At 70.2% G+C, this 18,458-nt stretch carries 21 protein-coding genes; 11 read left to right on the forward strand and 10 right to left on the reverse strand.

Annotation, left to right across the window (positions count from 1 at the left end):
* Positions 1-5: 5 nt before the first annotated feature.
* Positions 6-551: a thermonuclease family protein gene (locus tag HHUB_RS06295; RefSeq protein WP_059056731.1), complete on the reverse strand. Its 546-nt coding sequence runs from the start codon at positions 549-551 to the stop codon at positions 6-8.
* 63 nt (positions 552-614) lie between these two features.
* Positions 615-1,745 (reverse strand): PGF-CTERM-anchored ABC transporter substrate-binding protein, encoded by a 1,131-nt coding sequence (locus tag HHUB_RS06300; protein ID WP_082687186.1) that lies wholly within the window; start codon positions 1,743-1,745, stop codon positions 615-617.
* A gap of 58 nt (positions 1,746-1,803) precedes the next feature.
* On the opposite strand from HHUB_RS06300, the gene btuC reads away from it, so the two are divergent.
* From btuC to HHUB_RS06330, 6 genes are all read left to right on the forward strand, one after another.
* A complete protein-coding gene (gene btuC, locus HHUB_RS06305) occupies positions 1,804-2,907 on the forward strand; it encodes a vitamin B12 ABC transporter permease BtuC (protein WP_059056733.1) in 1,104 nt (367 codons plus the stop codon).
* Positions 2,904-4,121 (forward strand): ATP-binding cassette domain-containing protein, encoded by a 1,218-nt coding sequence (locus HHUB_RS06310; RefSeq protein WP_059056734.1) that lies wholly within the window; start codon positions 2,904-2,906, stop codon positions 4,119-4,121. Before btuC ends, HHUB_RS06310 begins: the two co-directional genes overlap by 4 nt.
* Before the next feature lie 46 nt (positions 4,122-4,167).
* Complete coding sequence (locus HHUB_RS06315; protein ID WP_059056735.1) at positions 4,168-6,168, forward strand: CARDB domain-containing protein; 2,001 nt, start codon at positions 4,168-4,170, stop codon at positions 6,166-6,168.
* Positions 6,169-6,420: 252 nt separating this feature from the next.
* Positions 6,421-6,702 (forward strand): signal recognition particle subunit SRP19, encoded by a 282-nt coding sequence (gene srp19, locus HHUB_RS06320; RefSeq protein ID WP_059056736.1) that lies wholly within the window; start codon positions 6,421-6,423, stop codon positions 6,700-6,702.
* Complete coding sequence (locus HHUB_RS06325) at positions 6,702-6,929, forward strand: H/ACA ribonucleoprotein complex subunit GAR1 (protein WP_059056737.1); 228 nt, start codon at positions 6,702-6,704, stop codon at positions 6,927-6,929. The genes srp19 and HHUB_RS06325 overlap by 1 nt, the downstream gene beginning before the upstream one ends.
* Before the next feature lie 47 nt (positions 6,930-6,976).
* Positions 6,977-7,975, forward strand: a complete 999-nt coding sequence (locus tag HHUB_RS06330) for a presenilin family intramembrane aspartyl protease PSH (RefSeq protein ID WP_059056738.1) — start codon at positions 6,977-6,979, stop codon at positions 7,973-7,975.
* 139 nt (positions 7,976-8,114) lie between these two features.
* Here the strand turns inward: HHUB_RS06330 and HHUB_RS06335 are convergent, their stop codons facing one another.
* Both HHUB_RS06335 and HHUB_RS06340 read right to left on the reverse strand, forming a co-directional pair.
* The gene (locus tag HHUB_RS06335) at positions 8,115-9,113 is read right to left on the reverse strand and encodes an ornithine cyclodeaminase family protein (protein WP_059056739.1); all 999 of its coding nucleotides are present in this window, start codon (positions 9,111-9,113) and stop codon (positions 8,115-8,117) included.
* Between the two features lie 40 nt (positions 9,114-9,153).
* Positions 9,154-9,357 (reverse strand): hypothetical protein, encoded by a 204-nt coding sequence (locus tag HHUB_RS06340; protein WP_059056740.1) that lies wholly within the window; start codon positions 9,355-9,357, stop codon positions 9,154-9,156.
* A 135-nt stretch (positions 9,358-9,492) separates the two neighbouring features.
* Here HHUB_RS06340 and HHUB_RS06345 point away from each other — a divergent pair, with 135 nt between their 5' ends.
* Positions 9,493-10,710 carry an MFS transporter gene (locus tag HHUB_RS06345; protein ID WP_059056741.1) on the forward strand — a complete coding sequence of 406 codons (1,218 nt, stop codon included), beginning with the start codon at positions 9,493-9,495 and terminating at the stop codon, positions 10,708-10,710.
* Between the two features lie 9 nt (positions 10,711-10,719).
* Here HHUB_RS06345 and HHUB_RS06350 read toward each other — a convergent pair whose 3' ends face one another.
* Entirely contained in the window at positions 10,720-11,118 is a 399-nt protein-coding gene (locus HHUB_RS06350; RefSeq protein WP_059056742.1) for a DUF3054 domain-containing protein, read from the reverse strand.
* A gap of 23 nt (positions 11,119-11,141) precedes the next feature.
* A complete protein-coding gene (locus HHUB_RS06355) occupies positions 11,142-11,735 on the reverse strand; it encodes a class I SAM-dependent methyltransferase (protein WP_059056743.1) in 594 nt (197 codons plus the stop codon).
* 59 nt (positions 11,736-11,794) lie between these two features.
* On the opposite strand from HHUB_RS06355, the gene HHUB_RS06360 reads away from it, so the two are divergent.
* From HHUB_RS06360 to HHUB_RS06375, 4 genes are read left to right on the forward strand one after another with little or no spacing between them, the layout of a single operon-like run.
* Positions 11,795-12,373 carry a GNAT family N-acetyltransferase gene (locus HHUB_RS06360; RefSeq protein WP_059056744.1) on the forward strand — a complete coding sequence of 193 codons (579 nt, stop codon included), beginning with the start codon at positions 11,795-11,797 and terminating at the stop codon, positions 12,371-12,373.
* Between the two features lie 31 nt (positions 12,374-12,404).
* Complete coding sequence (locus HHUB_RS06365) at positions 12,405-12,602, forward strand: hypothetical protein (RefSeq protein ID WP_059056745.1); 198 nt, start codon at positions 12,405-12,407, stop codon at positions 12,600-12,602.
* A 38-nt stretch (positions 12,603-12,640) separates the two neighbouring features.
* On the forward strand, positions 12,641-13,624 hold the full coding sequence (gene fen / locus HHUB_RS06370; protein ID WP_059056746.1) for a flap endonuclease-1: 984 nt from the start codon (positions 12,641-12,643) through the stop codon (positions 13,622-13,624).
* A 46-nt stretch (positions 13,625-13,670) separates the two neighbouring features.
* Positions 13,671-13,928: a BolA/IbaG family iron-sulfur metabolism protein gene (locus HHUB_RS06375; RefSeq protein ID WP_059056747.1), complete on the forward strand. Its 258-nt coding sequence runs from the start codon at positions 13,671-13,673 to the stop codon at positions 13,926-13,928.
* Positions 13,929-13,968: 40 nt separating this feature from the next.
* Here HHUB_RS06375 and HHUB_RS06380 read toward each other — a convergent pair whose 3' ends face one another.
* From HHUB_RS06380 to HHUB_RS06395, 4 genes are read right to left on the reverse strand one after another with little or no spacing between them, the layout of a single operon-like run.
* Positions 13,969-15,108, reverse strand: a complete 1,140-nt coding sequence (locus tag HHUB_RS06380; protein ID WP_059056748.1) for an ABC transporter ATP-binding protein — start codon at positions 15,106-15,108, stop codon at positions 13,969-13,971.
* A 16-nt stretch (positions 15,109-15,124) separates the two neighbouring features.
* Positions 15,125-15,985 carry a carbohydrate ABC transporter permease gene (locus HHUB_RS06385; RefSeq protein WP_059056749.1) on the reverse strand — a complete coding sequence of 287 codons (861 nt, stop codon included), beginning with the start codon at positions 15,983-15,985 and terminating at the stop codon, positions 15,125-15,127.
* On the reverse strand, positions 15,982-17,007 hold the full coding sequence (locus tag HHUB_RS06390; protein ID WP_059056750.1) for a carbohydrate ABC transporter permease: 1,026 nt from the start codon (positions 17,005-17,007) through the stop codon (positions 15,982-15,984). Before HHUB_RS06390 ends, HHUB_RS06385 begins: the two co-directional genes overlap by 4 nt.
* 24 nt (positions 17,008-17,031) lie before the next feature.
* The gene (locus HHUB_RS06395) at positions 17,032-18,318 is read right to left on the reverse strand and encodes an ABC transporter substrate-binding protein (protein WP_059056751.1); all 1,287 of its coding nucleotides are present in this window, start codon (positions 18,316-18,318) and stop codon (positions 17,032-17,034) included.
* Positions 18,319-18,458 lie beyond the last annotated feature (140 nt).

The following is an 18,458-nucleotide window of genomic DNA, read 5'->3' on the forward strand; positions in this document are numbered from 1 at the left end:
CTTGTCTAGCTCGCGCACGCCCAGAGCCCGGTGGCGTTCGCGCGCGCCCGCTGCTCGACGGCGGCGTAGTCGTCGCGCTGCGTGAACTCGCTGTCGTAGAGCCGGGCGTACCCCTCCGAGAGGAGCGCGCGGTTGAACGACTGATTCTCGACGACCACGTACGCGAGCAGTCTGTCGTAGCCGCCGCGGCGGTCGCTCTCCGCGTCGAACTCGATGGTCACGGACTCGCCGGCGAGCCGGTCGGTGGCGTACTCGCTGGCGCGCTCGCCCCACGACCGCAGGCACGAGCGCCCGGCCTCGGTGTCCGGGACGCCCTCGAACTCGCCGGGCGAGACCTCGGTGTGGACTTCGGGCGTGTCCACGCCGAGCAGGCGAACCGTGTCTTCGGTGCCGTCCGCGAACCGCACGTCCACGGTGTCGCCGTCCACGACGTCGACGACCGTCGCCGACCGGCTGTCCGCGGGCTGCTGGTCGCCGGTGAGCGGGCCGACGCAGCCGGCGCTGGCGGCGAGCGCGACGACGGCGAGCACGGCGAGGACGCGTCGAGTCACACGCGGTGTTCTCGGTCGAGCGTGATAATCAGTGCGCTCGCCGGCGCGAAAACGGCGGTCGCGTTACTGGCGGCGGGTGGCGAGCAGCGCGGCGCCGAGCGCGGCGACGACGGCGGCGGGGATGCCGAAGCCGGGGATGGTTGTGCCCGTCGTCTGGGTCGTCGTCTCGGTGGCGGTCTCAGTCGCGGTCGGTTCCTGCGTGGTCGCGGTCGTCGTCGCGTTCGCTGCCGCGTACGCGTCGGGGTGGAACGCCTGCGCCATCTGCGTCATCGGCTCGACGACGCGGGGCGCGGGCTGGCTGACGTGGTTGCTGTCCACGACGACGATGTTGCCCTCCTCGAAGGCGGTCGTGTTCCGCAGCACCGACCCCTCGGCGATGTACGACCGGCTGTCGTTGCCGAGCTGTTCGGGGAGCGCGCTCACGACGAGGAACTCGGGGTCCTGCTTGACGATGAACTCCGCGGAGAGCTGTGGGTACGACCGAGTGGTGTTGGCGTCGGCCGCGATGTTGTGGCCGCCCGCGCGGTCGATGACCTGCCCGATGAACGTGTTCGGGCCGGGCGTGAACCGGGCGCCCATGTCGTAGAAGACGCTGGGCTCGTCCTCGCCCTCGACGGCCGCTTCGACGGTCTGGACGCGGTCGCGCATCTCGGAGACTGTCTCTGCGGCGCCCTCGCACTCGCCGGTGAGCTGGCCGGTGAGCTCGGTCTTCTCGTAGATGCTCTCGATGGAGTCGGCGGCCGCGAACCGGTAGACGGTGAGGTTGGCGTCCCGGAGCTGGGCGACCGTCTCGTTGCCGATGGTGTTGGGTGCGAGCACGAGGTCGGGGTCGAGGCTGACGACCTGCTCGACGTTCACGGCCGACGGCGACCCGGAGGTCACGACCTCCCGCTCGTCGGCACCGTCGAGGAAGTCGGCGAACTGGGAGACCCCGACGACCTTCTCGCTGGCTCCGATCTCCCACATCGTCTGGGCGGCGCTGGGGTTGAGCGTGACGACGCGCTCGGGCTCCTCGGAGACGGTGACATCGTGGCCGCTGGCGTCCGTTTCGGTGACCGGGAACGAGCAGTCGAAGTCCTGCGCGCCGGCGTTCGCGACGGCGTCGCCGGCGGGCGCGGCCGCGGCGCCGGCGGCCGGCGCGACGGCGGCCAACAGCAGTAGTACAACTCCAAAGACGGGGGCAGCCTGTCGCATGTGGGGAGGACGGAGCCAACGCAATAAGTATTTGCCTAAAGAAACTACGGTTGTGCAGATGCGCGTCTACACTCGGGCGAGCGCGTGGACCGCCGGCACGTTCCTCGCGCTCGTCGCCGTCATGCTCACCAGCGCCGCCATCGGCCCGGTCAGGATTCCGCTCCACCGGGTCGCGCTCGCGGCGCTGGACGCCCTCGCCGTCCCCACTGCAGCCACCTTCTCCGTCACCTCCGTCGTCGTCCCCGCGGTCGGCGACGTGCCGTGGCTCGCCGTCGACCTCGCGTACACCTCGCCGCTGGAGTTCGCCGTCCCCGCCCAGCAGCAGCTCATCGTCGGCGAAATCCGGCTCCCTCGCATCGTCCTCGGCGCCGTCGTCGGCGCCGCGCTCGCCGTCGCCGGCACCGTGATGCAGGGGTTCTTCCGGAATCCGATGGCCGACCCCTCCATCATCGGCGTCTCCTCGGGGGCCGCCGTCGGCGCCGTCACCGCCATCGCGTTCCCCCTCCTGCTCCCGTTCGGGATGCAGGTGTCGGCGTTCGCGGGCGCGCTCGTCGCCGCGTTCGGCGTCTACCTGCTCGCCACCGAGGGCGGCCGCACCCCCGTCGCGACCCTGCTGCTCGCCGGGGTCGCCGTGCAGACGTTCCTCGGCGCCATCACGTCGTACGTCATCGTCCACTCCGGGGACAGCATCCGCGAGGCGATGTACTGGCTGATGGGGCACCTCCACCTCGCCAACTGGGCGGACGTCGAGCTCACGCTCCCCATCGTCGTCCTCGGGAGCGTCGTGTTGCTGGCGTACGCCCGCGACCTGAACGTCCTGCTCGCCGGCGAGGAGGACGCGCACACGCTCGGCGTCGAAGTCGAGCGCACGAAGCGCGTGCTGCTGGCGGTGTCCAGCGTCGTCACCGCCGCCGCCGTCTCCGTCGCGGGCGTCATCGGGTTCGTCGGGCTCATCGTCCCGCACGTGATGCGGTTGCTCGTCGGACCCGACCACCGCGTCCTCCTCCCCACGTCGGCGTTCGCCGGGGGTGCGTTCCTCGTCGCCGCGGACACGTTCGCGCGCGCCGGCCCCGCCGAACTCCCCGTCGGCATCGTCACGGCGTTCGTCGGCGCGCCGTTCTTCCTCTACCTGCTCCGGAACCGGGAGGTGCACGCGCTGTGACCCTCGACGTCCGCGACGTGGACGTGGAGCTCGGTGGCACGCAGATTCTCGAGGCCGTGAGCGCTGACGTCGGCGACGGCCGCCTCGTCGGCGTCGTCGGGCCGAACGGCGCGGGGAAGTCCACGCTGCTGCGCGCGATGAACGGCGTCGTCGAACCCGTCTCCGGCACCGTGCTCGTGGACGAGGAAGCCGTCCACGAACTCCCGTCGAAGGCCGCGAGCCGCCGCATCGCCAGCGTCCCGCAGGACACGAGCCTCGGGTTCGACTTCACCGTCCGGGAGACCGTCGAGATGGGGCGCCACGCCCACGTGCCGCGGTTCGGCACCGACCCCGACCCAGAGGCCGTCGAGCGCGCGATGGAGCGCGCGGAGGTCGCGCAGTTCGCCGACCGCGAGGTCACGTCGCTGTCCGGCGGGGAGAAACAGCGCGTCCTGCTGGCGCGCGCGCTCGCCCAGCAAGCCCCGGTCCTCCTGCTGGACGAGCCGACCGCGAGCCTCGACGTCAACCACCAGGTACGCACGCTCGAACTCGTGCGCGGGCTCGCCGACGACGCCGACCGCGCGGTCGTCGCCGCCATCCACGACCTCGACCTCGCGGCGCGCTACTGCGACGAACTCGTGCTCGTCGCCGACGGCCGCGTGCTCGACTCAGGGCTGCCGGCGGACGTGCTGACGCCCGCGCAGGTCCGCAAGGCGTTCGACGCCCGCGTCGCGGTCGGCACCGACCCCGCGACCGGCGACCCGACCGTCACGCCGCTCCCGGACGCCGACGGCGACCTCGACGAGCGCGTCCACGTGCTCGGCGGCGGCGACGCCGCGGCGCCAGTCCTCCGCGTGCTCGCCGACGCGGGCGCGACCGTGACTGTCGGCCCGGTCAGCGAGGGCTCGCTCGACCACGAGACCGCGACCCGGTTCGGGTTCGACGCAGTGACTGTTCCGCCGTTTTCGTCGCCCGACGACGCGGCGGTCGCCCGCGCCAGCGACCTCGTCGCCGCCGCGGACGCGGTCGTCGTCCCGAGTGACGCCGCCTCGTGGGGCGCGAACGACGCGCTCCGCGACATCGCGACCGCGGCGGTCGTCGTCGGTGACGGCGACCGGCGGACTGGTGGCGGCGCGCGCGTCGAACTCGGCGGGCTCGTGGACGCGCTCGCCGCACTCGACGCCGAACCCGAGCCGTTCGCGGTGACCGACGGCGGCGACGCGACAGCGGAGTAGGGGAATGGCCGGGCCGCCTTTGTGTATCGGCGCCACAGATGTAACTATGAGACGCGTGGTCGTCGCGCTCGTCGTCGCCCTCCTCGCGACCCAGGTCGCCGGCGCCGCCGCCGTGCAGGAATCGGTCGGCGCGAACGCCGACGCGGGGTCGAACGAACACGTCGCCAGTGAGTCCGCCAGCGAGTCGGCAGACGCCGCGAACGCTCAGAGTTCGACGATTCGGAAGGCCATCGAACTCCACCGCACGCCCGCGGAGCCCGGCTCCATCGACGTCGTCGCCACGTACGAGGTGCCCGATTCGGTCACTGCGCTGCGCGTGACGCTCCCGTCGGGCGCCGAGAACGTCGAGTCCGGCTCGTTCACGCACGCCCCCGACGGCTACGAGTGGGACGGGACGACCGACCCCGCGACGCTGCGGTTCACGCTGCCCGCGAACCAGACCGCCAGCGGCTCGCGCGGCCCGTCCGTGCAGGCCAGCGGCGACTACTCGTTCGTCGACGTCGGCGAGTGGGCGCTCGTCACCGTCCCCCAACTCCGCACAGGGTGGAGCTACCGCGGGCAGGAGGGGTCGGTGAGCATCGTGGAGGACGTCTCGGTCGCCGGCGAGGGCTCGACGGGCGGCGAAATCGCGTACCTCGGCCCCGTCAAGGAGCACACGCGCACGGCGAACGGCCAGCAGTTCACGCTCGCCGTCCCCGAGCACGCGTCGATGGTGGAGTCCCCCGGCGAGGTGCTGGACGCGCTCGGTGCCGCGTCGAACCGGCTCCACGTCGGCGCCCGTGACGACGACGTCTGGTTCGTCGCCGCGCCGACGAGCGCCGACTGGGGCGTCCGCGGCGTCGAGTACGGCGGCGACGACGCGTGGGTGCTCGCGAACTCCAACCTCGACGAGGCCGGCAACGTCTGGTTCCACGAGTACGTCCACACGAGACAGGCGTTCAGCACGGCGGAGAGCGGACGGTGGACGATGGAGGGCGGCGCCGAGTACTACGCCGGCCTGCTGGCGCTGCGCACCGGCTACGTCTCCTTCGGCGCGTTCGAAGCCCAGCTCTCGCGGGGCGAGCGCGACCCGTGGCGGAACGCCATCCTCTCGCAGCCGTCGACGTGGGCGTCCAGCGCCAACTACCTCAAGGGCAGCCTCGTCTGGGGTGAAATCGACCGACGCGTGCGCCTCGCGACCAACAGCACGGCGACGATGGCCGACGTCCTCTACGAGTTGAATCAGCGCTCGGAGCCAGTGACGAACGCGGCCGTGCTGGCGGCGGTGCTGGACGCGTCGACGCCGGCGGTCGAGGAGCGCGCGAACCGCTACACGGGCACCCGGGAGGTGCCGGAGATGTGGACGCGCAGCCGGCACGCCGCCGCGTTCGGCACGGAGCCCGCACGCGTGGAGTTCGACGTGCGCGAGTACCGCGTCAGCGGCCCGTTCCGCAACGAGACGTTCACCCGGCCGCCGACCCTCTACGTCGGCGAAACCGTCACCGTCGTCGGGTCCGTGACCAACGACGGCGGCCGGTCAGGCGAGTACGTCGCCACCGTCGCGTTCGAGGGCGACGTGCTCGTGGAAGCACGCGGCAACCTCGCGGCCGGCGAAACCACCGACATCGCGCTCGACGAACAGGTCGGCGCCGCCGGCACCTACAACGTGACTGGCGGACGGACCACGGTCGCGCTCGACGTCAGGGACCCCGGGACCGTCTCCGTGAGCGACCTCTCCGTCGAGCAGTCCCGCGTCCAGCCCGGCGAGAACGTGACCGCGACCGTGACGCTCGCGAACCCCGGCGACGCGCCCGCGACCGGCCCGGTCCCCGTGACCCTCGACGGCGAGGAAGTCGCCACCGTCGACGCGGCGCTCGCGCCGGGCGCGACCGCGTCACGAACGGTGAACGTCACCCTCCCGGACGCTGGCCAGTACACGCTGGCGGCCGGCGACGCGTCGACGGCGGTGTCCGCCGGCGGCATCGGCGCGACCGTCCCCGGCTTCGGCGTCCCCGCCACCGTCTTCGCGCTGTTCGTCGCCGCGCTCTTCGCGCGGCGCTTCGAGTAGCGCCACGCGGCTGCTCGGGCCTGGGCCGCGCGGCTCACGGCTCGCTATCGCTCGCCGCTCTTCTCCCGTGTCTCACTTCGTTCGAGCACGCGGCTCACGCATCGCTTCGCTCCGCGTTCGTCGTGACGTACTCTTCCCACGGTCGAGCACGCGGCTCACGGCTCACTCCGTTCGCCGTTCGCCTCAGCGTGGCCTCCCTGCGGTCGGGCACGCGTCCGATACCGTTTAACGGCGCGACCCGCTAGCCGGCGTATGGTCGAGAACGTCATCTGGCCCGCGTACTTCGACGCGACGCTGTCGCGTCGCGAGGGCCGCCGCGTCCCCGAGTCCCTCTCCGTCGAGGAGCCGACGGTCGACGAGGTCGCGACCGCTATCCAGCAGGTCGGCTACGACGCGGTCGTCGAACGCGACGTCGCGTACCCGCGCCAGCACTGGGAGGACTCCGGGCGCGTCCTCGTGAAGGACGCCGACGACGCCGGGAAGTCCGACCTCCTGCAGGCCGTCGCGGCGTACGTGGCGGCGCTGCGCGAATAATGGAGCGCGCCGGCGACGTCGTCCGCACCGCGCAGAACGTCGCGGTCGTGCGCTGCGAGAGCGACGCCCACCCCGACATCGGGGCCGCCGTCGTCGACCAGAACCTCGACGAGGTCGGGCGCGTCGTCGACGTCTTCGGGCCGGTCGAGCGACCGTACCTCTCGGTCACGCCCGACGCGGGCGTCCACCTGCCGGCGCTGGTCGGGCAGACGCTGTACGTCCGGTAGGTCGGCGAGTCGCAAAGCCAAAGCACGGGCGGGCCGACTGCCCGGGCATGAAGGACTCGCTGCGCGGCGTCCCGGTGCTCGTGGGCGTCGTCGCGCTGTTTCTCGTCGTGCAGTTCGGCTCGCTCGCGCTACTGGAGCCGTTCCAGAGCGCCGGCCTGCAGTCCACCGAGAACCCGCAGAACCCCCTGAACAGCGTCTTCTACGTCGCGTTCCTGCTGGTCGCGACGGCGGGCATCCTGCTGGTCATCAAGTACGACCAGCAGTGGATTCTGCGCGCGTTCATCCTGTTCACGAGCGGGTTCATCGCGACGTACGTCTTCGGGGTCGTGCTCCCCGCCGTTGAGGTCGCGGGCGTGAACGCGGCCGCCTACGTGCCCGCCGCGGCGCTGGTCGTCGCGCTGTACGTCTACCCGGAGTGGTGGGTCATCGACAGCGCGGGCGCCATCCTCGGGATGGGCGCGGCGGCGCTGTTCGGCATCAGCTTCGGCATCCTCCCGGCGCTCGTGTTGCTGACGGCGCTGGCCGTCTACGACGCCATCAGCGTCTACGGCACCGAGCACATGCTCACGCTCGCGGAGGGCGTGATGGAACTCCGGCTACCCATCGTGTTGGTGGTGCCGGCGACGCGCGGCTACTCGTTCCTCGACGAAGGCGGCGACGGTGAAGCCGACGAAGCAACCGAGGATCCAGCGGAAGCCGGGGAAACTGACGAGGACAACGAGGAGCGCCAGCTTGAGAGCGTCGACGAGGAAGACCGCGGCGCGTACTTCATCGGGCTCGGGGACGCCGTGATGCCGACGATTCTCGTCGCGAGCGCGTCGCACTTCCTCGACACGCCCGTCGTGTTCGGCGTGGAGATGGCGGCGCTGACCGCGATGGTCGGGACGCTCGTGGGACTGCTCGTGTTGATGCGGATGGTGTTCGCGGGGCGCGCGCACGCCGGCCTCCCGCTGTTGAACGGCGGCGCCATCGTCGGCTACCTGCTGGGCGCGGTCGCGGCGGGCATCCCGCTGGTGGAGGCGCTCGGGCTCGCGCCGTACGTCTAAGCGCTCTCGCGGCTATTCGGGGCGAACAGGTGGCGAAACGGAGTCGCGGAGCGGGCCGCCACGCTCCCACAGAACCGCTCCGCGCGACTCGTCAGGTCACGGCCCCCGCTGGTCCCGCTTCCGTACTTCAACCTTCGTCTTACTCGCCGGTGAGCGCGTCGCTCGCCGCGGCGAACTCGATTTCCGTGCCGAGGCCGCGCTCGCTGGCGCGCTCGTAGAGCATGTACGCGGCGGCGGCCGTCTCGATGCCCGTGCCGCCGCTGTCGAAGACGGTCACGTCGTCCTCGGAGACGCGGCCGGGCGCGTTCCCGGCGACCACGTCCCCGAGTTCCGCGTGCACGTGGTCTTCGGTGACGACGCCCTCCTCCAGCGCGTGGAGGAACGACCCGGCGTCCTGCGTGACGCGGTCGCGGAGGTCCGGGACGTACACCGCGCGCTCGATGGTTTCGGCGTCGAGTTCGTGCTTCTCGGGGTTGTACTGACCCATCGCGGTGACGTGCGCGCCGTCCGCGAGGTCCGCGCTGTCGAAGACGGGTTCGCTGGCGTTCGTCGCCGTGACCACGACGTCCGCGCCCTCGACGGCCGCGGTGCTGGAGGGGACGGCTTCGACGTCGGCGTCGAGCCAGTCGTCGGCGTCCGCGGCGAACGACTCGCGGTTGGCCTCGGTGGGCGAGAACACGCGCACCTCGTCGAAGTCGCGGACCGTGGCGGTCGCGCGGAGCTGGCCGCGGGCTTGCGCGCCGCTGCCGATTACTGCGAGCGTGCTAGCGTCCTCGCGGGCGAGCGCGTCCACGCCGACGGCGCCCGCCGCGCCGGTCTTGAACGGGTTCATGCGCGCGCCGTCGATGAGCGCGAGCGGTTCGCCGGTGTCGGCGTCGAACAGCGGCGTGACGAACCACGCGTCGGCGTCCGCGAACCCCGCGCTGTACATGTACCCGCCCATCGCACCCGTCTCGGGGAGGACGGCCGCGTACGCGGTGAACATCCCGGGCGGCGACTCGTTGAGCAGTTTCGTGCGCGGTTCGGCCGGCGCGCCCTCGCCGCGCTGTCGGTACGCGTCGCGGACGGCGTCGACGTAGTCGGCCGGGTCGGCCAGTCCCGCGACGTCGCTGTCGGAGAGGAACAGGGTCTCGGTCACGCGCGTCAGTTGGGGCGACGCGCGGAAAAGACTCCGGGAGTCAGTCCGCGGACTCGTAGCCGGCGCGGCGGTCGGCCGACGTTGGGTCGTTGACGAACAGGGCGTGGGCGGTCAGCGCGGTCGCCGCGACGCCGCCGACCGTAAGCGCCACCGTCGGATCGACGCCGGCGACGGAGAGGCCGCCGGCGAGCCCGACCAGCGAGAGCGGGAGCGCCGCCAGCAGGGCGTCGTAGTAGCCGGCCATGGTCAGCCGACGGTTCCGATTGCAGCCACATAATAGTTTGGTGCGGGTTTTCCGTATTATCTGGATAAGTTATAGAGCGGGCTGCCGGAGGCCACACGTCTTTAACGGTGACGAGCAATTCTGCGACCGCACACTGTGAACCGCAACGACCGCTCTATCGTCGGGCTCGTGGCGCTCGCGCACGCCATGGTCCACACGTACGAACTCTCCATCCCGATTCTCATCCCGCTGTGGCTAGAGACGTTCCCGGTCGGACAGGGCACCGTCGGGCTCGTCGTCGCGGCCGGCTACGCGCTGTTCGGCCTCGGCGCGCTCCCCGGCGGCATCCTCTCGGACACCGTCGGGTCGCGGAAGCTCATCGCGGGCTGCCTGTTCGGCATGGCGGCGTCGTTCGCCCTGCTGTCGGTCGCGCCGTCCATCGTCGTCGTCGCGCTTGCGCTCGTCTGCTGGGGGGTCGCCGCCAGCGTCTACCACCCCTCGGGGCTGTCGCTCATCTCCACGGGCGTCGAACAGCGCGGCGACGCGTTCGCCTACCACGGCATCGCCGGTAACATCGGCACCGCGGCCGGGCCGCTGGCGGTGACGCTGCTGTTGCTCGTCGCGGACTGGCGGGTCGTCACCGCGCTGCTCGCGGTGCCCGCCGTCGTCGCGGGTCTCGTCGCGCTCCGCGTGCGCTTCGACGAGCGCGCCGCCGTCACCGCCACCGACGGCGGTGACTCGAAGGCCAGCGTCGGCATCTCCTCGGTCGGCGAGTTCCTCTCGGAGTCGAAGCTCCTGTTCGTCGGCCCGTTCGTCGCCGTCTTCGCCATCGTGATGCTGAGCGGGCTCTACTACCGCGGCGTCCTCACGTTCCTCCCCGACCTGCTCTCCCAGATGCCCGCGTTCGCGCCCGTCGAGTTCGCCGGCCGCGAGCTCGAACCGTACCGCTACGCGTACGCCGGCCTGCTGACAGTCGGCGTCGCCGGACAGTACGCCGGCGGGAAACTCACCGAGCGCATCCCGACCGAGCGCGGCATCGGCCTCACGTTCGCCGCGCTCGCGGTGCTGGCGGTCGTCTTCCTGCCGGCCGCGAACGCCGGGCTCGTGCCGCTGCTGGTAGTCGGCGCGTTCCTCGGGTTCGCGTTGTTCGTCATCCAGCCGATGTACCAGGCGACGGTCGCCCAGTACACGCCCTCGGGGACGCGCGGGCTCTCCTACGGCTACACCTACCTCGGCGTGTTCGGCGTCGGCTCCGCCGGCTCCGCCATCGCCGGCGCCGTCCTCCAGTACGCCGACGCGACCGCGCTGTTCGGCGTGCTGGCGGCGTTCGCGGTCGCGGGCGCCGCAATCGCCGCCGTCCTCGCCGCGCGGTAGCCCCTCGGGCTACCCGCGGTAGTCCACGACCACTAGTGTGAGGAATCGCGCGACAGTGAGCGCTATCGTGCCGAACACGAGCGCGACGACGAAGAACTGTGGGTCGGCGCTCCCTCGGAAGAACGGCGTCCCGCGCAGCAACTGCGCGAGGAAGTCCGCGCCGAGCCACGACGCCGCGCCGTACAGCAGCGCGGCCCTCGAGGACTCGCGGACGCCCGTGTCGTAGGCGCCCGCGAACGGCGCGACGACGACCCAGCCGACGGCAAACGGGACGAGGACGTTGACGTACCGCTGCGGCGTCAGCGTCCCGTGCGAGAGCGTCCCGACGAGCACGAACGCGGCGATGGCCAGCAGGTCGCCCGGCAGGAATCGAACGACTGCGCGCGGGTCGGCGTCGTAGAGGTCCATGTCTGGGCGTTCGGCGCGGGGGCCTATGTCGCTCCCGGTTCGACGCCGGCGACCGTGAACGCGAACCCGCGGTCGAGCACGCGAGCGTTTAGTCCCGTGCGCTCCATCCTCGCCGCGAGGTCGTCCGGCGCGTCGAACGCCGAGCGGAACGCGACGGCGTGCTCGGCGGCGACCAGCAGCCGCCCGCGAAGCGTCTCCGGGTCGAAGTCGCGGACGACGAGGACGCCGCCCGGTCGGAGAACGCGCTTCGCCTCCGCGAGCGCGCCGTCCCGGTCAGGGAAGTGATGCAGCGCGTCCACGACGACGACTGCATCGACGCTGTCGTCGCGGAACGGGAGTTCGGCGGCGTCGCCGCGAACCGCCGACAGCCCGGCCCCGCGGGCTTCCGCGAGCATCCGCGCGCTCGCGTCGACGACAGTCACGTCCCGGCCCGGCACTTCCTCGGTGTCCCGAGCGAGCGCGCGAGCGGCGCGCCCCGTGCCGCCGCCGACGTCCAGCACGCGCTCGACCGGGCGCTCGGCCGCCGCCAGCCCCGCCGCGAGGTCGCCGCGGTCCGCGGCCGGCATCGCGAGGTCGTACACCGGCGCGAACCGCTCGAAGTACCGGACGTCGTGCATACCCCTGCCTTCGGCCCGCAGGCACGCAACTCTTTGCCCTCGGCGTCCAACCGACGCGCGTGCAGTACGCGGTCCTCGGCGGCCCCGACGACGGCCCGACGCTCCGACTGGACTGGCGGGCGTTCAGCTACGCCGGGAAGTTCGTGATGTCGAACACCGGGAAGGCGATAGCGTTCGAGGGCGCGCCGCTGGCCGAGCGCGGTGCGTGGCCGCCGGCGGCCCGCGAGACCGACGAAACCCTCTCGGACGTCGTGGGCGCGGTCTCGTTCAACGACGACCGCACCGACTCGGAGACAGCGTGGCTGCGGTACGTCACGGTGCGCGAGGACCGCCGCGGTGACGGCGTCGGCGCGCAACTCTGTGCGTTCGCCGCCGCCCACCTGCTCGCCGACCGCGAGCGCGTCAAGATTGCAGTGAACAACCCGTTCGCGTACGAGGCGCTCCACAAGGCCGGCTTCGGGTTCACGGGCGAGGAGACCGGCATCGCGGAGTTGGTGCTGGAGCGGCCCTGCGCGGACCGCGCGGCGCGCTATCAGGACGGCTTCGACGTCTACCGCGAGCGCGACCTCTCCGACGAGGAAGCGGCGTTCCTCGACCGGAAAGCCGGTTGTGGGCCGCCCGCGGTCCTGAGCGCGTAGCTTTTCCGGGTCACGAACGGACGAGAGAACGATGACGCTGCAGTCGACGGTCCACCTGACGGTCGGCGCGGGCCTCGTCGCCGTCGGCACGGCGACCGCGGTCGCGCCGGCGCGCGCCCGAGCCGTCTCCCGGTCCCTGTTCCCCACCGCGAGAGACGACCTCCGGGAGTGGCGCGCTGTCGGCGTCCTCACCGCGAGCGTCGGGCTCGCGCTGCTGGCGAGCGCGTGACTGAACGGTTAAATCCGGGGGCCGCCTAGTGGGGCGTAATGGGTAACGCGGACCTCCGACAGCTCGCGGTCATCGAGGAGGTCCCCTTCGACGAGCTGGAGGGGGACGTGGTGGCCGTGGACGCGCACAACTGGCTGTACAAGTACCTCACGACGACCGTCCAGTGGACCAGCGACGACGTGTACACGACCGGCGACGGCATCGAGGTCGCGAACCTCGTCGGCATCGTGCAGGGCCTCCCGAAGTTCTTCGAGCACGACCTCACGCCGGTGTTCGTCTGGGACGGCGGCGTCACCGAACTCAAGGACGACGAGGTGGAGGCGCGCCGCGAGCAGCGCGAGCGCTACGAGGAACAGTTGGAAGAAGCACGCGAAGCGGGCGAGGCCATCGAGGCGGCGCGCCTCGAAGCGCGCACGCAGCGGCTCACGGAGACCATCCACGAGACCTCCCGCGAACTCCTGAACCTGCTGGACGTGCCGCAGGTCGAGGCGCCCGCGGAGGGCGAGGCGCAGGCCGCGCACATGGCGCGCGTGGACGACGACGTGGACTACGCGGGCAGCGACGACTACGACTGCCTCCTGCTCGGGTCGCCGGTGACGCTGCGCCAGCTCACGAGCAAGGGCGACCCCGAGCGCATGGACTTCCAAGCCACGCTGGAGAAACACGACCTGACGTGGGAGCAGCTCGTGGACGTCGGCATCCTCTGCGGCACGGACTTCAACGAGGGCATCACGGGCTTCGGCCCGAAGACCGCGCTGAAGGCCATCCGTGAACACGGCGACCTCTGGGGCGTCCTCGACGCGGAGGGCGAGCACGTCGAGTACGCCGACCGCATCCGCGAGCTGTTCCTGAACCCCGACGTCACCGACGACTACGACCTCGACCTCGACTCGTCCCCGGACATCGACGCCGCCCGCGAGTACGTAATCGAGGAGTGGGAGGTCGCCGCCGACGAACTCGAACGCGGGTTCGCCCGCATCGAGGACAGTGTCGTCCAGACCGGCCTCGACCAGTGGACGTGACGCCGGGACCCACGGGCTTTTCTCGCCGGCTCGCCCAACGGTGGGTATGGACCTGACGTTCGCGGACATCGAAGCCATCATCGAAGAGGAGATTCCGGACGCCGAGGCGACAATCTCGCGGATGCGCGGCGAGACCGACGACGACCACCTCGCCGCCACCGTCGTCTCGCCCGCCTTCGAGGGGAAGCGCCTCGTCCAGCAACACCAGCTCGTCTACGACGCGCTCGACGAGCACATGACCGAGGAGATTCACGCGCTGGAACTGTCCACGTACACGCCCGAGGAGTACGACGAGCACGCCTAGCGGCGAGAGCGGTCGAACCGAACGAAGAACGAGAAACTGCTTACTGACCGAGAAGGACGCCGTTCGCCTCGGCGTCGCGGTTGTGCAGCGCGTCGCCGGAGTCCGCGTCGAAGACGTGGACGGTCTCCTCGGGGATGCGCGCGGTGACCGACTCGCCGGCGGACAGCGGCGTGGTCGCGTCCACGACCGCCGTGAACGTGGTGTCGGTGTCGTCGGCGTCGAACTGGAGGTAGACGTTGTTCTCGTTGCCCAGCGGCTCGACGACATCGACGGTCGCCGCGAAGTCGTGGTCGCCGGTCGCCTCGGGGACGATTTCGATGTCCTCGGGGCGGACGCCCAGCGTCACGTCGGTCTCGCCGTCGAGGTCCGCGAGCGTCGCCTCCGAGAGCGGGTAGTCGAACTGGTCGGTGACGAGCGCGCCGTCCTCGACGGTCGCGTCGAAGAAGTTCATCGACGGGTCGCCGATGAAGCCCGCGACGAACTCGTTTGCGGGCTCGTGGTAGGCTTCCAGCGGCGTCGCGACCTGCTGGAGGCGGCCGTCGTTGAGGATGGCGATGCGGTCGCCCATCGTCATCGCCTCGGTCTGGTCGTGGGTGACGTACACCGTCGTCACGCCGAGTTCCTCCTGGATGCGCTGGAGCTCCGTGCGCATCGACGACCGGAGCTTCGCGTCGAGGTTGCTCAGCGGCTCGTCCATGAGGAACACTTCGGGGTCGCGGACGATGGCGCGGCCCAGCGCGACGCGCTGCTGCTGGCCACCGGAGAGTTCGCTGGGCTTGCGGTCCAGCAGTTCCGGGATGTCCATCGTGTCCGCGGCGTCCTCGACGCGCTGGCCGATTTCGCTGTCGCCCATGCTCGTGGACTCCTCGAGCCCGAAGCTCATGTTCTGCCGGACGCTCATGTGGGGGTACAGCGCGTACGACTGGAACACCATCGCGATGTTCCGGTCGGCGGGCGCGCGGTCGTTGATGACCGTGCCGTCCAGGCGGATTTCGCCCTCGCTGACCGTCTCCAGCCCCGCAATCATGCGCAGCGTGGTGGACTTCCCACAGCCCGAGGGGCCGACGAGGACGAGGAACTCTCCGTCCTCGATGTCGATGCTCGCGTCGTCGACCGCGACGATGCGGTCGCCGTCGTCGTCGAAGTACTTCGTTACGCCGTCGAGTACGAGTTCAGCCATTAGTATTCCTCCGTAGTCATGTTGCGACACCCTTGGCGAACTGGTCGCCGAAGATGACGTAAACGATTATGGTCGGTAGCGCCGCGATGAACGCCCCCGCCATCTTCACCGCGAACCCGACGTCGGTCAGGCTCGACCCGAGGTTCGTCAGGCCGACGGTGACGGGCGCCCCTTCGCCGGGGCCCATGATGACGAGCGCGAACAGCAGATCGTTCCACACCTGCGTGAACTGGTAGATGAGCGTGACCGCGAACATCGGCACCGACAGCGGCAGGATGATGCGCCTGTAGATGGTGTACGCGGTCGCGCCGTCGAGGCGCGCGGCCTCCACCATCTCCGTGGAGATGTCCCGGTAGTACGTGCGGAACAGCAGCGTACAGATGGGGACGCCGTAGGCGGCGTGGGAGATGATGAGCGCCAGCAGGTCGCCGTGGTGCGAGCCGAGGTACGGCAGCTGCCACAGCGGCCACAGAATCTCGTCCAGCGGCAGGTACACCGACCAGAACTTCGACAGCGGGATGAGCACTGCCTGGTACGGGATGAAGATGCCCGCGAGGAACAGCGCGAAGATGCCGACCTGTCCCCGCCAGTCGAGGGTCGTCAGGCCGTAGGCGGCCATGCTCCCGAGCAGCGCCGAGAGGACGGTCGCCGGCACCGCCAGCAGGACGCTGTTGACGAGGCCGTCCTTGAGAGCGCTGAACGCCGTCGCCCACTCGCCGAGGGTGAACCCCTCGGGGGTCGGCGGCAGGAACGGCGCGGACGCCAGCGCGTCGGACTTCAGCGACGTCACTAGCCCGATTTCCAGCGGCATGAGGTAGAACGCCACGAGCGCGACGAGCACGGCGTAGAGGCCGACGCGTCGGGGGTCGCGGCTCATAGTTCACCCCGCCGGTACTGGTAGGTCAGGTACGGTGCGATGACCGCGAGTGCGAGCAGGAACAACATGATGGCGATAGCCGCAGCGTACGAGCGCTGGCCCGCGGAGAACGCCTGCCGGACCATCAGCGTCGCGAGAATGTCCGTCCCCTTCGGCGGGTAGTAGCCGCCCGTCAGCGAGTACAGGAAGTCGAAGGCCTTCAGCGCGAACACCACCAGCACGACGGAGGCGCTGATGGTCGCGCCCTTCAACTGCGGGACGATGACCCGCCAGTACATCTTCAGCGTGCTCGCGCCGTCCACGCGCGCGGCCTCGTAGTGCTCGTCGGGGATGGCTCGCAGCCCCGCGAGGTAGACGACCATCGCGTACCCGGAGAACTGCCAGATGAGCGCGAACACGACCGCGCCGAGCGCGAGCTGGGGGTTCGACAGCCAGTCGTAGGTGCCGAGCCCGAGCGTGCCCGTCACGAGGTTCACCATCCCGTTGTCGACGTTGTACATCCACAGCCAGAACTGGGCCGTGACGACGAACGAGAGGCTGAACGGCAGCAGGTATATCGTCCGGAACGTGTTCTCGTAGCGGACCTTCCGGTCGACGAGAATCGCGACCAGCAGGCCGACGACCAGACAGGCGACGGTGAACGCCACCAGCAACACGAACGTGTTCTGGGTCGCCTGAATGAACGTCGGGTCGCCGAACGCCCGGGCGTACTGTTCGAAGTCGAGTTGACCGTAGTTCGGTTGGTTGAAGCTCTGGACGTTGACCAGCGACAGCGCGAAGTTCCAGCCGATGGCGCCGTAGACGAAAAAGCCCATCAGGAGGAACGGCGGCAGCCAGAACGGCAGCGACCCGAGGAAGTCCCGGCTCGCCGGCAGCGAGAAGCCGCCGCTGTCGTCGGCGCCGTCGGCCTCCGCGGCCGTGGCTGTACCGCCGTCAGTGCGGAGGGCGTCGCCGGTGCTGGCGGTGCTGTCGGTGTCGCCACCGCCGAGTGACCGTAGTGCTTTGCGGGTTCGTTCGAGCATTCGAATAATGGGGTTGGAAGGCGCTTAGAACGCGTCGATGTAGGCCTGGGCCGTCTCCTCGGCCGCGCTCTGGGACGGCGTGCTGAAGTTGCTCTGCGTCGCCTGCTTGAGGTTGTTGAGGACTTCGGGGGTCGTCGCGAGGCCGTGGGCGATGGACGGCGGCTGCGCCTCCGAGTCCTGGAAGTCGCCGATCTGGTCGGTCTGGAACGGGCCGAACTCCTCGGTGGAGACGTCGCTGCGCGGGGGAATCGAGCCCTTGTTCGTGTTGAAGCGAACCTGGGCGTCCTTCGTCCCGCAGTAGGTCAGCCACTTCTTGGTGTCCTCGGGGTTCGGGCCGTCGGCCGGGAAGACCCAGCTGTCCATGTTCAGCGAGTAGTAGTCCTCGGTGCCGGGGAACGCGATGTGGTCCCAGTCGGTGCCGTACTCGAAGTCCTCCTGCGAGATGTACATCTGTGCCGCCCAGTCGCCGTTGTCGAAGAACGCGGCTTCGCCGTCGATGACGTACTGGTTGGCCTCCTGGAAGCCGACGGTGCCGGCGTCGGAATTGAAGTACTCGCTGAGCTCGGCGACCGTCTCAAGGGAGGACTGCACCTTGTCGACGTCGCCTTCGCCGTTGATGAACGCGTCGTAGGCTTCCGTCCCGTGCTCGCCGAGGAAGACGCACGCCCACAGCTGGAGGGTCGTCCACGGGTTCGACATCGCGTGGGCGAACCCGATGGCGTCGGTCTCCTCCTCGACGGTGGCCGCCGCCTCGACGAGGTCGGCGGGCGTCTCGAGAGAGCCGGCGTCGATGCCGGCGTCCTCGAGGACGCTCACGTTGTAGAAGACGTTGTTGAGCCGGTGGATGTTCGTCGGCACGCAGACGTACGACCCGCCGACCTGTGCGGCCTCCTGGGGGCCTTCGAGGTACGCCTCCTTCATGTTGTTCTGCGACCAGACGTCCTCCTCGATGTCCCCGAGGAGGTCCTCGGACGTGAACTGCGTGAGGTTCTGGCCGGGCCACTCGGCCCACGAGCTCGGCGGGTTGTTGTTGCCGAGGCGCGTGTTGATGCGGGCGTCGAGGGTCGTGTTGCCGCTGCCACCGATGGCGTTGGCGTTGACGTCGACGTCAGGGTACTCCTCTTCGAAGCCCGCGAGGAGCGCGTCGAAGGCGGCCTGCCCGTCGCCGCCGCTCCAGCCGTGGAGCAGTTCGACTTCTTCGCTGCCGCCGCCTCCGCCGCCGCCGAGGCAGCCGGCCATCGTGAGCGCGGCGCCGGCCGCGCCAGCACCTTGCAAGTAGCGTCGTCGCGTGAGGTTGGTATCGGAAGTCATGGTAACCGTGTGTGAAACCTACACGAGCCATTCGTGGCGCTCCACTTAATTGTTGCTAATATTTAATCCAAAACCGAGTAAGGTTTGTCAACAACCCTGACACGTACGCCCCAGATAGCGTTTACTCCCCGAAATCGCGC

Origin of the sequence: Halobacterium hubeiense (genome assembly GCF_001488575.1) — an archaeon.
Lineage (GTDB): Archaea > Halobacteriota > Halobacteria > Halobacteriales > Halobacteriaceae > Halobacterium > Halobacterium hubeiense.